The following is a 14,203-nucleotide window of genomic DNA, read 5'->3' as shown; positions in this document are numbered from 1 at the left end:
TTGGTTCGGCTATCATTTAAAGATATGAAGGATTAGCTTCATTTGTTTATTAATGAGGCGTACGATTCATATTGTAAAGGATCGCAGCTTGTCCGTGTGACACAGTACTGATCCTATAACTAGCGACAATAATCGGCTGCAGACAAGGCGGATAAGCAAAGATGCGGATTCGAGCTTCGTTCCGGGCGAAATGCAGGATGATGAACTTGTCTTGGGACGCCGTTTGTGATACAATAAATATTGCTTTGTACTGTGGGTTTGAAACATTTGATCGTAAGATCATGTACGCAGATACATAGGGATTTCGAACTGGAGGTGGATCAAGTGGAAATTTTTCTGAAAATTTTGCTCGTCATCGCATCGATTGGCCTGATCGCTATCGTTCTTTTGCAAAAAGGGAAGAGTGCGGGATTATCCGGTGCCATCTCGGGCGGTGCGGAACACCTCTTCGGTAAACAGAAAGCACGCGGATTGGAATTACTTCTGTCCCGGGTAACGGTCGGATTTGCCGTATCGTTTTTCCTGTTGTCCCTTATCGTAGCATACGTGGTAAAAGCTTAAATGTCGACATCGAACGCAGCAGGGGTGCTAAGCTCCTGCTGTTTTTTAGTTGGCAAATCGTGGTTGCCCTTACAAGTGAGCGAAGGCTGCGGGCGGCATGGTTGCCGGGAATAGGCTGTCTCTACCACCAAGATGGTGCGGCTGCGCAGGCAGTCCTCCTTCGGAAACTGGCCGCAGCTGTATCGAATGTTTAAAGTGCTTGGTTATCGTGTAAAAGCAAAGAGAACATTCTTTATCGGAGAACGTCATGATTAGGGGGATGAGCGGGTCGAAAACGTCAATACTAACATACAGAGTAATTATCGACAGGAAACAGGTGATTTTATGATGACAGCCGAGCTATTGCTTGATTTTATGCGCGAGAAAGCGTACAAGCCGATGACGTATCAGGAGTTGGAGAAGCATTTTGAGATTGCGGATGCCGATGCGTTTAAACAGTTTCTGAAACTGCTGAATCAGTTGGAGGAAGCCGGAGAGATTATTCGCACCCGGACGGAGCGTTATGGGGTTCCCGAGCGGATGAATTTGCTGAAGGGCAAGCTTCAGGCTCACGCCAAAGGGTTCGGGTTTTTGCTGCCGGACGACAAAGAACATCCGGATATTTATATTCATGCGAACGACATGAACGGGGCGATGAACGGGGATATCGTGCTGGCCCGCATCACCTCCAAAAGCGCGGCCGGAGGCAGGCTGGAGGGGGAAGTTGTCCGGATCGTTACACGCGCGATTAAGCAAATCGTCGGGACGTTCCAGAGCTTCGAAAGTTATGCGTTCGTTATTCCGGACGACAAACGGATTACGAAAGATATTTTTATCCCGAAAGATTATTTCGAAGGCGCGGTAACCGGTCAAAAGGTCGTCGTCGATATCGTCACCTACCCGCAGGGGCGTGCGGCGGCGGAAGGCCGGGTTGTGGAAATTCTCGGGCATAAGGACGATCCGGGCGTGGACATTTTGTCCATTATCCGCAAATACCAGCTGCCGGAAGCATTCCCGGAGGAAGTGACCGCCGAGGCGGAAGGCGTGCCGGATTCGATCAGCGAGGGAGACCTCCGCGGACGCCGGGATTTGCGGGATCGGACAATTGTGACGATCGACGGCGAAGACGCCAAGGATCTCGATGACGCGGTCAACGTGGAGCTGCTGCCGAACGGCAACTATTTGCTGGGCGTTCATATTGCCGACGTCAGTTACTACGTGCGCGAGAACTCCCCGCTCGACCGGGAAGCGTATAATCGCGGCTGCAGTGTTTATTTGGTCGACCGTGTCATTCCGATGCTTCCGCACCGGTTGTCCAACGGAATCTGCAGCTTGAACCCGAAGGTTGACCGGCTGACGATGTCGTGCGAGATGGAGTTCGACGCAGACGCCAATGTGGTGCGCCACGATGTGTTCACGAGCGTGATTAAGACGACGGAGCGCATGACCTATACGAATGTGCGCAAAATATTGGCCGGTGAAGACGAAGAGGTGACGAGCCGGTACGCCGATCTCGTCGATTTCTTCAAGCTGATGGAAGAGCTGGCGATGAAGCTTCGCAGGAAACGGATGAAACGCGGAGCGATCGATTTCGATTTCCAGGAGTCGAAAATACTCGTGGACGAAAACGGCAAGCCGACGGATATCGTCAAACGGGACCGTTCGATCGCCGAGCAGATTATCGAAGAGTTCATGCTGGCCGCGAATGAGACGGTAGCCGAACATTTCCACTGGCTGAAGGTGCCTTTCCTGTACCGGATTCACGAAAATCCGGACGGCGACAAGCTGCAGCACTTCATGGAGTTCATCACCAACTTCGGTTATGTCGTGCGCGGGAAAGGGAATACCGTTCATCCTCGGGCGTTGCAGACGCTGCTGGAGGAAATCCGCGGAACGAAGGAAGAGACGATTATCAGCACGGTGATGCTGCGCTCGATGAAGCAGGCCAAGTACGATGCGAACAGCCTCGGCCACTTCGGTTTGGCCGCCGAGTATTATTCGCACTTTACTTCGCCGATCCGGCGTTATCCGGACCTGATCATCCACCGGGTGATCCGCGAGGTGCTGGAGAACGGTTCGCTGAGCGAGCTGCGTCATGAGTATTTGGGCGGACGGATGGACGATATTGCGAAGCAGTCGTCGGAGCGGGAACGGCTGGCGGCGGATGCGGAGCGGGACACCGAGGCTCTGAAAAAGGCCGAATATATGCTGGACAAGGTCGGCGAAGAGTTCGAGGGGATCATCAGCAGCGTGACCAACTTCGGTATTTTCGTTGAGCTGCAAAATACGGTCGAAGGGCTGATCCGGCTAAGCGATCTGTCCGACGATTATTATCATTATCATGAGCTGCAGCATGCGCTGATCGGCGAGCGGACGTCGAAGATTTACCGGATCGGCGACGAAGTGAAGGTGCGCGTAGCCCGGGTCAACCTTGAGGAGCACAACATCGATTTTGAAATGGTAGATGCGCAGCCGCGCGGGCAAAAGGTGAATTTCGTCGACGGGAACCGCGGACAGCGGGGTAAGCGCGGCGACGAAGGCAAGGATCGCGAACGCGGACGGGGCGGCGTCGACATGTGGGGCTTCAGCCGCGGCGGCGGAGGCAAGCGCGGCGATCGCGGCGCGCGGGCTGGCGGCGGTGCGGGAGCAGGCGGCGGCACAAGCGCGGGAGCGGCCGGAAGCGGCCGGGCGAGCGAGGCCGGCGACGGCGGCGAGTGGACCAATGTGCGGCCGGGAGGCAAGCGCGGCGCAGGAGCAGGCGGAGGCAGCCGGGGCGGACGCGGTCGCACCGGCACCGGAGGAAGCGCGCGCGGCAGTGGCAGCGGAAGCGGCGGTAAGCGCGGAGGCGGCTTTGGCGCGTCGCGCAAGCCGGGCGGCGGCGGTGTGAAAGGCGGCGCTTTGGCAGGCGGCAAAAAGCGCGGGAAAAAATGATTATAGCGGTAGCCCCTCATTGATTTTGCGCAGGGAAGTTGATACAATGAATTCCTAGCGTAGTACGAACGGTATCGGACGGACCGCAAGGTTCGTCCGTTCCTTACTCGGAAGGAGGGGATGGAATTGACCAAGAAAAACGATGGCAAGCAGCTGGCTCAGAACAAGAAGGCGTCCTACGATTACTTTATCGAGGATACGTATGAAGCCGGACTTGTACTGACCGGTACCGAGATCAAGTCGCTGCGAGGCGGCCGGGCCAACATATCCGACGCGTTCTGTACGATCCGTAACGGTGAAGCGTTCGTGAACAATATGCATATCAGCCCGTTTGAGCAAGGGAACCGCCACAATCCGTCCGATCCGACCCGAGCGAGGAAACTGCTGCTGAAGAAGGTACAGATTCACAAGCTGCTAGGCTTGGCGAAGCAGCAGGGTTACACGATCGTACCGCTCAAGATCTACGTGCGTAACGGCTATGCCAAGCTGCTGATCGGCGTCGGCAAAGGGAAGAAGCAGTTCGACAAGCGTGAAAGCGACGCGAAGCGGGATGCTCAGCGCGATATCCAGCGCGCGTTGCGTGAGAAGCAGAAGATTGCCCGCTAGGCAGACAGGTGCGTTGGGATTCGCCGATAAGATCGCCATTGTTTTTTCCATGGGATCGTTGTCAGAGTGAACCTTCGTTTCCATCAAGAAGCGGTGTCGGAAGCAGCCAAATGTGATATACTGTGTATACAGCGATACGATGCGCTGTCGGTTTTCGGCTCCGCAAGCCGAACTTGCGAAGCACCTCGTTCCAGACGAGACTTCCGATCACGGGGGCGTTTTTGGATTCGACGGGGATAGTTCGAGCATGAGTAGCGGGTAGTGGGGCTGCGTCCACTTCAACAACGCGAACGCCAATTTAACTGGCAAACAACAACCAAAACTCGCTTTCGCAGCTTAATAACCTGTGATGCGGCTTCTACCCTGCATCGCCCATGTGTCGGGATAGGGGCTCAACCTTAGTGGGATACGCTGTCTAGTCTCCGCCTGGGGCTAGCTGAAGAAGACAATCAGGCTGACCTGAAGGGTAGCCGGTGACGGGGCGACTCTAGGGTGACATCAAATCTGTCACTACACCCGTAGAAGCTGGTGTGGCGTTATCTTCGGACAGGGGTTCGACTCCCCTCGCCTCCATAGCATGCAGAGCACCCGAAAGGGTGCTTTTTGCATGCTATTAGGCAGGGAGGCAGAACCCCTGTCCGAAGAGGACATTGGGGGGCAGATCGCGCGGACCGAAGCGAAGCGGAGGGAGCACGCAATCGAAATCTACCGCTGCGATCTGCATCGTCGAATGGGCATCGGCAGAAAGTATAATCAAGATTGTCGATACTCCCCTCGCCTCCATACCAAACGAAAGCACCCCTAAGGGTGCTTTTTTGTTTGGTATGGAAATTGGGAGGAGAACCCCTGTCCGAAAAGGACAATTGGGGGCAGATCGCGCGGACCGGAGCGAAGCGGAGGGAGCTCTCTGTTTTTTCGCAATTTCTCTTACTAGGGGTTCAATAGTTATAAGGATTTGGCTACGGGAACTTTTTCTTTCGTGCCTGGTTTTTATCATTAATTTCCATACCGTTTCTCATTTCGTCACTCGATACCCACCCTTTAATATATTCAGACAAATTCCTTTTTAGAGAGGTTCAATCTTCTTTATCCTTGCACAATAAGAATCCGAATCCATGAGACCGATGAATTTCCGGATCGGCTGTCGTCTAAATAAACGAAGACATAAATGAACACAAACTAATTTGACGAAGAGGTGTTTTGAAAATGGCATTAACGTCCGCATTAACGAGCTTCAACCTGCCTGTAAAAAACGTAGAACAGTCGAAAGCGTTCTTCACCGGACTCGGATTCGAACTCAACCCGCAATTCCCCGAGAACGAGAATTCGGTAGCCATCGTGATCGGCGAGAACCTGCAGGTCATGCTGATCAATCAAGCATTCTTTAATACGCTCACGGAGAAGGAATCCGTCGATACGAGCAAGTATGCGCAGATGACGATCGCATTGGCCTTCGAAAGCCGGGAAAAGGTCGATGAAATCGTGAATACTGCGGTCTCCTTGGGCGGGAAATTGCATGCTGAACCTGAAGATCATGGGTTCATGTATCATTGGGGCTTCGTGGACTTGGACGGCCATCTATGGGCCATTAACTATATGAACATGGATGCGGCACAAGGTTAAGGCTAACGGAGAGCTCGCTCGTACTAGGGTTCAAAAAGAAAGACGCCGGGCATCTTCCCCGGCGTCTTCTTCGCGATGATTAGTTTTGTTCGGTATAGGCTTTGAAATTGTCCATGATGGCTTGCCAGCCTGCTTGCTGGAACTCGACGGGATTGGAGCTTTCCGCGTCGAACGTTTCAATGACCTTCGTCTCATTCCCTTGATCGACGAAAGCAATATCCACTCTTCTTCCGTCTTCCATGGTGTAGCCGATCGCCTCATGCCGATTCACGACATCGTAGACGCCGCCAAAATCAAAGCCCATGCTGCCGTCCTTCGCTTCCATCCGTGTCAGAAACTTGCCGCCGACCCGCAGATCGTTTTCGGCTCTCGGCGCATGCCAGTCCTCGGACGCTTGATTCCACTTCGTGATGTGATCCGGCTCGGTCCAATAGCGCCATACCTTCTCGACAGGGGCTTGAATGACGGCTTGCACGGTTACTTTCGTCGGTTGACTCGTTTCCATTTTAAATAGACACCTCTCTCATGATATTCGTCGTTTGGTTACTCTCAATGATATAGACGTAAGCCAATGGCGAAATTCATTGGTCCATTCGCTCAGGCAGCCCAAATCGCGAAAATAATGGCGTATGAATGAAGTTTTGAACGTGCAGGATTTGATTTTCTTTGGTTTCGATGACGTGGATGCCCCAGGGTACCAGACCAGAGCCTTCTTTGTCCGGCATATACTGGGCCAACGCCGGATAACCGCCATTCACCGTAATGGGCACAAATCGCGAACCTTCGCAATGCCAGCGAGTAAGCGAATAGAAGGCGGACAAATCTTCCTTGCCGCGGATCCACATTTCGAAGGGCGGCATCGACATGCAGCCTTCCTCGTGGAACAACGCGACGAGCGCAGCAATATCGAATTGCTCGAAGGCCTCCACATACCGGGACAGCAACTCCTGCTCCGGTTGAACGTCCATGCTGCTGAGCTCATCCGAGCGAAGCTGCGCCCGGTCCATCGTCTTTCGGGCTCTTTGCAAGGCGCCATTCACCGCTGCCGGCGACATCGCCAACGTTTCCGCGATCTGCTTGGAGGACCATTCAAATACATCCTTCAAAATGAGTACCGCGCGCTGCCGCGGAGGCAAGGTCTGCAGGAGAGCGATGAAGCACAGTTGAAGGGTATCTCTGCGGACGAGCCGATCCTCCGGATTGCCCCCAAAGTCGGGAGACGGCCAGATCCAGGCAGAGTCCGGCAGTGTGTCGCGCGGCTCGACGATGACGACGGCCGGGTCGAACAGATCAACGGGAAGCGCGCGGCGTTTGGATTGTCTCAGCTTGTCCAAGCACAGGTTGGAGGCAATCCGATAGACCCAAGTTTTGAACGAGGAATCCTGTCTGAACTTGCTCCAGCTCTGCCAGACCCGAATACTCGTCTCCTGAACGGCATCGTCCGCATCGTCCATGGAGCCTAGCATTCGGTAACAGAACGAGGTTAGGCCCGGCTTTAAGCTTGCAAATAATGGTTCGTCAAATGCGGTCTCGTTCATCGCGGTCTCCCTTAACGATCTCCCCGAAGGGTGGTACCTTCATTATATGCAATGAAGCGGAAAGCCTCAATCCGAATAAATAGGCAGGATTATGGGGTCATTTATCATAGGCCTTCGAGGACTTGGAGGGCCATACGATGATAGAAGAAATCGGCAAAGTGCTGTCCATGATGCAGGAAGGCAAAATTGATTCTGACAAGGCTTCGGAATTAATTAACGCCCTAAAGGAGAAGCAGACGGCGCCTGCATCGCAAGCATTGAGTTTATTGACTGTAAAGCGGGTAGGATGACCTATGAATTTCTCAAGATCGAAAGGCGGATTTGCGGTGTTACTTTGCCAATGGGACGCTTGAAAAAGCTGTTCCCTCCCGCAAAAGTGGAGTATTGGATAAAAACCATGAGAAAAGCGACCGTGATAGGTCGCTTTTCTCTGTATGTATCATTCGTGGATGTTCACTGGATCAGTGTGCTTGGGTAAGGGAATTGTGAGCTATAGTTGCTAAATTGCATATGGGTTTGATCAAGCTTGGTTTGTTCCTCAGCCTCTAATTTATAGTGCCCTTTGCGGAACATCAGCTCATACATCCCATACTGACATTGATGCGTTTCGTTCAATATCGTCATGATGTCTTGATGAAGAAACGCATGGCTCGCTTCTCTGGCGGATATATTGAAACTGTCGGTTAAATATTTTTCAAGTGCAAGAATGTCATTGATTCGATCCCTGTCATTCATCTCGGGGCCTTTAACTTTCGGCTCGTAGGCTGGTTTAGGGTTTTTGATCGTATTTGGGCTCTGGCTTTGATTCATTTCAAGTACACTCCTTATTGTTGGTACTGATGTACCTTTTGCATTTCCATCGTGTTATTGTTTTGCAGATGCTTTAATAATAACTCGAAATGACGCTGGTGCATTTGACCTGCCCGATCAATGGCCTGGCTAATTTCCGGATCGGAGCATTCTTGGGCGAAATGTCGACATTTTTTCATTGCAACAAGCTCCCACGATAATTGATCCTTTAAGTAAAGATGGTCTTTTGTAGTAATGATTTGAGGCGGTTGGGGTAACACAGGTTGCTGCTGCTGCCCTTGAGTTTGGTTTTGTTCCATAAGGACTCCTTTCTTGGTTACAGGTTTTCAATATTAGCCTTCCTTAATCATGAATAAATATCCGAGCACCCAGGTTCGATAAAGGAGAGATCGCGGCAATTCTTCATTATCAAGTTTTCTTGATTGTCCCGTTCTGGATTCAAAAAATTGCCCGAAGGACGATGCATTTTTTCAAAAAATCTTGCAGCAGCCCGTATTGTCGAATAAAATTGAAAAGCAACGAACTGTGTTATGTCGTTACGATAGGGATTCAGACGAGACGAGGGTACTGCCGGCACCATCTCATTCTATGGCAGACTGATTCTAGCGTTTCCCCGGGTTCGGTTTGACGCGATAAAGAAGAGAGGAACTAAAGTGGGAGCAGTTTCTAGGAAAGCGATCATTCGAAGAAAGATATTGAAGGCAGTTTCTGTAATCGTTGGCGGTTTTATTACAGCGTATGGTTTGGAAGCCGTGCTGATCCCCAACAACGTATCGGACGGGGGCGTGACCGGCCTGAGCATCGTCGGCTCGCAATGGAGCGGTCTTCCGCTTGCTCTGTTGATTGCCGTGATTAACATTCCTTTCATTTTTTTGGGTTACAAGCAGATCGGCAAAAGCTTTGCGATTTTCTCGGTGCTGGGCATCGCGTCGCTTGCGATCGGTACAACGGTGATGCACCATATCCCGACGATTGTGCAGGGCGATACGTTGCTAGTTACCGTGGTCGGCGGTATTATTATCGGTTTTGGCATGGGACTGGCGCTGCGTAACGGCGGTGCGCTGGACGGAATCGACATGCTGGCCGTGCTGCTGGCCCGCAAGCTGCCGTTCGGAACGAGCGATCTGATTTTGTTTCTGAACTTGTTCGTATTTATAGTGGTCTCGACGGTATTTGGGCTTCAAGGCGCGATCTTGTCGGGTATCGCTTATTTTATCGCTTCCAAGGTCATTCATATTGTAGAGGAAGGATTAAGCGGCTCCAAAACGTACAAGATCATTACCAGCCAGGCGGATGAGATGATTGAGACGATCCGCGACCGGTTGGGGCGCAGCTCCACCTACACGTTCGTGCACGGCGGTTATTCCAACGAGCAGTTCAAAGAAATCACATGCGTGATCAACCGGCTTGAGGAAAGCAAAATGAGGGAGATTATTAATGAGATCGACGATAAAGCGTTCATTATCGTATATGATATAGCGGAAGTGAAAGGCGGCAACTTCCGTAAGCGCAATATCCACTAGACGGAAGCCGGTGACGACGCTAACGGCGGTGTAGTCATCGCATCGATACAAGGAAGCACTGGGCAGCTAGAAACTCCCGGTGCTTTTTCACGTAATATACGATAACATGCATCCTTCTGGCCCGCCGGACGCGCATCCGAATGCGCAATCTGCTGCCAAAGGTTTGACGGATGTCGCTAGAATAAGGCACTATGGATACAGAATGCGTTGTTTTATAGCCTAGGTGAGAGTTTTCCCCGAGGGCAAGGGCGTACTGCTCTTTTCGCTCCGCACCCATCCCATGAGACAAGGAGGAGGAGGCGCTATGGACCGATCCAAAGCGATTGTGACGCTGCTGGTCGTGAACTTGCTGGCCGTTCTGTATATCGGATACAAGCATAATGGCGAAATTCGCAGACAGAGCAGCCAGACAGACTCGCAACTTCACATCCTGCAGCAGCAGGTGCAGATGCTGGAAAGCCAGATTGTAAACGGGATCAGCCGTGAGCTGACCGCCCAGGCCGACAAGGTGGAACGGCTCGACTATGAATTAACCGAAGCGGATCTGGCTCAGAAGAAAGCGAAGGTTGGTTTGCAAGTGGCGCTGAAAGAAGTGTCGCCCTCCGCCGTCATTGCGGTGTCTGTGCGCGGCGACGGCCAGGTGATGCCGCTGGAAGCGGTGCTGGAGCCTCAAGGGGGCATGCAGTATGGAACCGAGCTGGAACTGTCTCTGGAGCATAATTACGAGCTGACCGTATGGGAACGAAGCGGCACCGGACAGAAGCAGCTGAACGCCGAGACGCGCCGGCTGCCGCTGATGGACGAGGTGTATCGCAACCGTGTGACCAAGGCGAATACGGGGAACTCCCTTTCCAATGACCGGTTGAATGCGGACTTTTCCTTTTTATTAAAAGATTTGGGGATACCGGGAACCGGGCTGGAGCAGGCCTTGCTTCGAATCCGAAAAGGCGGCGAGGTATATGACGAGATCGATGTGACGGCGCAAGCGACGCCGCGCTCAGGCCTGTACGGGGAGATCGAGGATCATTACAAAGTAGCGCGCGCTTCCGGTCAGATCGATAATTCCGTGACGCTGGAGCAATTTGCCCGCGACAAAGGCTTCGATCCCGATCGGTACGTTCCGACCGCCACGGCGGGCGAGCCGTCGCCCTATGCGCAGTATTCGCTGCTGTATACGATTGAATTTGCTAAAGATTACCCGGAATTGAAGCTTAACCGCGATTTGGCGGAGCAAATTTCCTTTGAATGGGTGCTGCGGTTCGAGGACGGCTATGAGCATCTGAATTAATCGGACTTGTCCCAGAACGACACCGGCAGGTGAGCCGATCCAAGGCGGCTAGCAGTGACGCTTTCCAAAACCTTGATAGAGGTGGGGGGAGCGTCCTTTTGCCTGCACACCATGTCACGATGGGGCATCAAAACCGTGCGCGTTGCAAAATAAGCTTGGGGGAGAGAACCTCAGCGTGAAGGAGGGGACCCGGAGGCGTTCGTGAACGGACTTTGCAAGTGGACGGCGCGCTGCAGTTGAATCCTGTCAAGATACTTGCCCGGTTATAGAAGAAGAGAAAGCTTGTACATTGCCAAAAAACATGTTACGATTAAACCGACAGGCAGTCGGTCGGTATAAAGGGGGTATACTATTGAGAATTGTAAAAGAAGCGGAAGAGCGCAGGAACGAAATTCTGGACGCGGCGGACGAGCTGTTCGGCCAGAAGGGCTTTGACGGCACAAGTACAAACGATATTCTCCATAAGGTCGGAATCGCGCGGGGAACCCTGTATCATCACTTCAAGTCGAAGGAAGAGATTATGGATGCGCTGATTGAGCGGTATAACGCCCGTCTCCTGGGAGAGGCCCGGGAAATAGCCGAAGACAAGGGCATCCCCATAGTCGAGCGTATCGTCCGGGTTGTGGCGGCGCTGAACATAAGCGGCGGAAGCAGCGGTGAAATTATGGATCACATTCACAAGCCGCAGAACGCGCTGATGCATCAGAAAATCCAGAAGGTCATCATCAACGGCGTGACGCCGATCCTGACGGGAATTATCCGCGAGGGCATCGAGCAGGGGATGTTCCGCACGCCGTATCCGTATGAGTGCATGGAGATGGTTGTGATCTATGCGATTACCGTTTTTGATGATGATATCGTAATCATGACAGACGAGGAGCGCGTGTCGCGAATGCTGGCTTTTATAGGCAATGTGGAAAGGCTGCTCGGTGCGGAGAGCGGAAGTCTGATGGACACGATGAACATGTTTGGCTAAGGGTTCGGCGGTAACTCATTGGAATTTGACTCGACAGAGGTGACCCATGTACTACAGGATAATCCGCAACGATATATCGGCGAGCAAACTGGTCACGTTCACAACGATGGTATTTGTTGCTGCGGCCGCTATGCTGGTATCGCTGGCGGCGATCCTCGTCGTCCATCTATCGGGCGCGATCGATACGCTGATGACGAAGGCGGAAACCCCGCATTTTATGCAGATGCATTCGGGCGGTCTGGATCGTGCGCGGCTGGCCGCTTTTGCGGAGCAGAACCGCAATGTGGAAAAGTTTCAAGTGGTTGAATTTCTGAACATGGACGGCTCGCGCATCCGATTCGGCGATCGTTCGTTGGCAGGCAGCGTTCAGGATAACGGCTTCATTACCCAGAGCGAGAAGTTTGATTATCTGCTTGACTTCGATGGGCAAATCATACGCGTATCCGATGGCGAGCTGTATGTTCCGGTCAGCTATATGAAGGACGGTACCGCGAAAATTGGCGATAAACCGTTGATTGCCGGAAAAGAATTAACGGTTGCGGGTTTCCTCCGGGATTCGCAGATGAACTCCACGCTGGCCTCTTCCAAACGGTTTCTGCTCAGCGAACGCGATTTCGAGGCATTAAAAGGACGCGGGAACATCGAGTATCTGATCGAATTTCGCTTAAAGGATATGTCGAAGCTCGGCGAATTCGAAACGGCTTATGCGTCCTCGGGGCTTGAAGCGAACGGACCGACGATTACATACCCGCTGTTCAGAACGATTAACGCCCTTTCCGACGGTATGATGATCGGGGTAATACTTCTAGTCAGCGTGCTGGTCGTGGCCATCGCCTTGATGTGCATCCGCTTTACGCTTCTGGCCAAAATCGAAGACGATTACCGAGAGATCGGCGTGATGAAGGCGATCGGACTGCGGCTCTCCGACATTAAGAAGATTTACGTGGCAAAATATACGGTGATTGCAGCGGCCGGATGTATCGCTGGTTTGCTGCTTGCGTTCCTGCTGCAGGACCTGCTTCTTGAAAATATCCGGCTGAATATGGGGGAGAGCGAACATGGTTCTTACGCTTCGCTGTTCGGAATGATCGGCATCCTGCTTGTATTCGCTGCCGTCCTTGCTTATGTAAGCGGAGTGTTGAGACGTTTCCGGAAAATATCCGCCGCCGAAGCGATCCGTGCAGGCACTTCTCCGGAACAAACAGCGGGAGCCAGACGATTGACCTTGAGCGGTAACAGGCTGCTCAGCACGAATGTGTTTCTTGGCGTCAAAGATGTGCTCGCAAGAAAAAAACTATATGTCACGAATCTTGCGGTGCTAATGATCTCGGCCTTTATCATGATCGTTCCGCAGAATCTGTATCATACGATATCCTCCAAAAGCTTCAGCCAATACATGGGGATCGGCAACAGCGATATGCGCATCGATATTCAGCAGACCGACCGGATGTCCGAGAAAGCCGCAGATATCGTTAAAACGATGAGCGGCGACAGCGCGATCTCCAAGTATGCTGTGCTTACAACGCAATCGTTCCAAGCCCGGATGGAGAACGGTTCGGAGGAACGGTTAAAAGTTGAGCTGGGCGACCATTCCGTGTTCCCTGTGCAATATGCCGAGGGCAGAGCGCCTGCCGCGGAAGACGAAATGGCGCTTTCTGCGATGAACGCGAGTGAGCTAAGCAAGCAGGTGGGCGATTCTCTTACACTGTTGGTTGAGGGGAAGGAACGAAAGCTCAAGATCAGCGGGATTTACTCCGACATCACGAATGGAGGCAAAACCGCAAAGGCCGTCTTCACCGATCGGTCGGCGGCTGTCATGTGGTACGTGATCAGCGCGGAGCTTACGGATCGGGCTATGGTCGACAGCAAAGTTTCCGAATATGCGGGCAGGTTTGAGTATGCGAAAGTTTCGGACATTGATGAGTATATGGCGCAGACATACGGCCCGACCATAAGCGCGGTTGAAAAAGCCGCCTATTCTGCAATTGCAATCGCGCTGATCATAACGGGGCTGATCACCTTGCTGTTTATGAAAATGCTTGTCGCGAAAGACAAATATTCCATTGCCGTTTTGAAGGCGTTCGGTTTTACCAACTCGGATCTGACGGCGCAGTATGTTTCGCGTGCGGTCTTCGTCCTCATTGTCGGTATGGTTCTCGGCACGCTGCTGGCGAACACGATTGGTGAAAGACTTGCGGGCGCGATGATTTCCTCCTTTGGAGCGTCGGCGTTTCAGTTTACGGCCAATCCGCTTTCGGCGTATCTGCTTAGTCCGCTGTTGATGATAGGCACGGTGCTTCTCGCAACACGGATCGGCATCTCAGGCGCGGGACGCATCCATATTTCGGAAAGTATGAAGGGGTAGGCA

Annotated in this window: 12 protein-coding genes, 1 other RNA gene and 1 pseudogene; 10 read left to right on the top strand and 4 right to left on the bottom strand. The window is 52.6% G+C overall.

Annotation, left to right across the window (positions count from 1 at the left end):
* The first annotated feature begins 324 nt into the window (after positions 1 to 324).
* From secG to AC3Y2E_RS17725, 5 genes are all read left to right on the top strand, one after another.
* Entirely contained in the window at positions 325 to 561 is a 237-nt protein-coding gene (gene secG / locus AC3Y2E_RS17745) for a preprotein translocase subunit SecG (RefSeq protein ID WP_190930271.1), read from the top strand.
* Positions 562 to 885: 324 nt separating this feature from the next.
* Complete coding sequence (gene rnr, locus AC3Y2E_RS17740) at positions 886 to 3,471, top strand: ribonuclease R (RefSeq protein WP_379212643.1); 2,586 nt, start codon at positions 886 to 888, stop codon at positions 3,469 to 3,471.
* 126 nt (positions 3,472 to 3,597) lie between these two features.
* Positions 3,598 to 4,077 (top strand): SsrA-binding protein SmpB, encoded by a 480-nt coding sequence (gene smpB / locus AC3Y2E_RS17735; protein ID WP_317891258.1) that lies wholly within the window; start codon positions 3,598 to 3,600, stop codon positions 4,075 to 4,077.
* Positions 4,078 to 4,288: 211 nt separating this feature from the next.
* Positions 4,289 to 4,653, top strand: a transfer-messenger RNA (tmRNA) gene (gene ssrA, locus AC3Y2E_RS17730).
* 630 nt (positions 4,654 to 5,283) lie between these two features.
* A complete protein-coding gene (locus tag AC3Y2E_RS17725; protein ID WP_379212640.1) occupies positions 5,284 to 5,700 on the top strand; it encodes a VOC family protein in 417 nt (138 codons plus the stop codon).
* Between the two features lie 79 nt (positions 5,701 to 5,779).
* On the opposite strand, the gene AC3Y2E_RS17720 is transcribed toward AC3Y2E_RS17725, so the two are convergent.
* Positions 5,780 to 6,205: an SRPBCC family protein gene (locus AC3Y2E_RS17720; protein WP_028548475.1), complete on the bottom strand. Its 426-nt coding sequence runs from the start codon at positions 6,203 to 6,205 to the stop codon at positions 5,780 to 5,782.
* A gap of 76 nt (positions 6,206 to 6,281) precedes the next feature.
* Positions 6,282 to 7,238, bottom strand: coding sequence for a sigma-70 family RNA polymerase sigma factor (locus AC3Y2E_RS17715; RefSeq protein WP_379212638.1), 957 nt, complete (start codon positions 7,236 to 7,238; stop codon positions 6,282 to 6,284).
* Between the two features lie 137 nt (positions 7,239 to 7,375).
* Here AC3Y2E_RS17715 and AC3Y2E_RS17710 point away from each other — a divergent pair.
* Positions 7,376 to 7,474 (top strand): annotated as a pseudogene (locus AC3Y2E_RS17710) (SHOCT-like domain-containing protein); the annotation flags it as partial.
* Between the two features lie 217 nt (positions 7,475 to 7,691).
* Here AC3Y2E_RS17710 and AC3Y2E_RS17705 read toward each other — a convergent pair.
* Together AC3Y2E_RS17705 and AC3Y2E_RS17700 are read right to left on the bottom strand one after the other, a co-directional pair.
* Positions 7,692 to 8,048 carry a spore coat protein gene (locus AC3Y2E_RS17705; RefSeq protein WP_379212636.1) on the bottom strand — a complete coding sequence of 119 codons (357 nt, stop codon included), beginning with the start codon at positions 8,046 to 8,048 and terminating at the stop codon, positions 7,692 to 7,694.
* Between the two features lie 14 nt (positions 8,049 to 8,062).
* Positions 8,063 to 8,347 (bottom strand): hypothetical protein, encoded by a 285-nt coding sequence (locus AC3Y2E_RS17700; RefSeq protein WP_379212634.1) that lies wholly within the window; start codon positions 8,345 to 8,347, stop codon positions 8,063 to 8,065.
* Positions 8,348 to 8,743: 396 nt separating this feature from the next.
* Between AC3Y2E_RS17700 and AC3Y2E_RS17695 the strand changes: the two genes are divergently transcribed.
* The 4 genes from AC3Y2E_RS17695 (at position 8,744) to AC3Y2E_RS17680 (ending at position 14,200) form a co-directional block, all read left to right on the top strand.
* Positions 8,744 to 9,571, top strand: a complete 828-nt coding sequence (locus AC3Y2E_RS17695; protein ID WP_379212632.1) for a YitT family protein — start codon at positions 8,744 to 8,746, stop codon at positions 9,569 to 9,571.
* Between the two features lie 304 nt (positions 9,572 to 9,875).
* The gene (locus AC3Y2E_RS17690) at positions 9,876 to 10,859 is read left to right on the top strand and encodes a hypothetical protein (protein ID WP_379212630.1); all 984 of its coding nucleotides are present in this window, start codon (positions 9,876 to 9,878) and stop codon (positions 10,857 to 10,859) included.
* Between the two features lie 352 nt (positions 10,860 to 11,211).
* On the top strand, positions 11,212 to 11,835 hold the full coding sequence (locus AC3Y2E_RS17685; RefSeq protein ID WP_379212628.1) for a TetR/AcrR family transcriptional regulator: 624 nt from the start codon (positions 11,212 to 11,214) through the stop codon (positions 11,833 to 11,835).
* A 46-nt stretch (positions 11,836 to 11,881) separates the two neighbouring features.
* Positions 11,882 to 14,200: an ABC transporter permease gene (locus AC3Y2E_RS17680; RefSeq protein WP_379212626.1), complete on the top strand. Its 2,319-nt coding sequence runs from the start codon at positions 11,882 to 11,884 to the stop codon at positions 14,198 to 14,200.
* Positions 14,201 to 14,203 lie beyond the last annotated feature (3 nt).

Source organism: Paenibacillus sp. MAH-35, from assembly GCF_058135425.1.
The sequence above is the reverse complement of the archived record's forward strand: the minus strand, read 5'-3'. Positions and strand labels throughout refer to the sequence as shown.

Bases quoted from the DNA above. Each gene is read 5' to 3' on its own strand.
- rnr (WP_379212643.1), top strand. From the start codon at position 886: ATGATGACAGCCGAGCTATTGCTTGATTTTATGCGCGAGAAAGCGTAC.
- AC3Y2E_RS17725 (WP_379212640.1), top strand. From the start codon at position 5,284: ATGGCATTAACGTCCGCATTAACGAGCTTCAACCTGCCTGTAAAAAAC.
- AC3Y2E_RS17720 (WP_028548475.1), bottom strand. From the start codon at position 6,205: ATGGAAACGAGTCAACCGACGAAAGTAACCGTGCAAGCCGTCATTCAA.
- AC3Y2E_RS17715 (WP_379212638.1), bottom strand. From the start codon at position 7,238: ATGAACGAGACCGCATTTGACGAACCATTATTTGCAAGCTTAAAGCCG.
- AC3Y2E_RS17705 (WP_379212636.1), bottom strand. From the start codon at position 8,048: ATGAATCAAAGCCAGAGCCCAAATACGATCAAAAACCCTAAACCAGCC.
- AC3Y2E_RS17700 (WP_379212634.1), bottom strand. From the start codon at position 8,347: ATGGAACAAAACCAAACTCAAGGGCAGCAGCAGCAACCTGTGTTACCC.
- AC3Y2E_RS17690 (WP_379212630.1), top strand. From the start codon at position 9,876: ATGGACCGATCCAAAGCGATTGTGACGCTGCTGGTCGTGAACTTGCTG.
- AC3Y2E_RS17680 (WP_379212626.1), top strand. From the start codon at position 11,882: ATGTACTACAGGATAATCCGCAACGATATATCGGCGAGCAAACTGGTC.